Annotated in this window: 1 protein-coding gene; it reads right to left on the bottom strand. The window is 57.0% G+C overall.

Going from position 1 to position 379, the window contains the following annotated elements:
- On the bottom strand, positions 1 to 350 hold a 350-nt coding region (locus IOC61_RS17500; RefSeq protein ID WP_324254735.1), incomplete at its 3' end, for a type I-F CRISPR-associated protein Csy1.
- Between the last annotated feature and the right edge of the window lie 29 nt (positions 351 to 379).

Below are 379 nucleotides of genomic sequence, written 5' to 3'. Positions count from 1 at the left end.
CGCTTCCAATGATGATGTTCCGCATCGCCGAGGCTGAGAGGACTTTTGTCGCTCAGTTCACGGTTAAGCCAGCTAGCCGCACGAGAGCTGATGGCTTCATGCCAGTTTGACTTCCAGCGCGCCTCGGCAAACTCGCTATCCTCATCGGCTCGCCCTGGATCCAGCCAATACTGCTCTTCGAGGGCCAGCTGACACTTCTCATCCTCCGTCCAGCCTGGCGCCAAGGAGTGGATATCAAATGTGAACAGCATCAGCTCGTCGACCAGCATGGAGGTGAGGTCATCACGCAGGTCACGGGTGTGCATGTTCTTGGCAGGATCCGTTTCCAGAAAGCGCTTGAGATCATCCACGATGCGCCAGACGTTCGGGCGCCTTTTGA

This window comes from Halomonas sp. KAO (assembly GCF_015595025.1).
GTDB lineage: Bacteria > Pseudomonadota > Gammaproteobacteria > Pseudomonadales > Halomonadaceae > Halomonas.
This window is presented reverse-complemented; position numbering and strand designations above follow the sequence as displayed.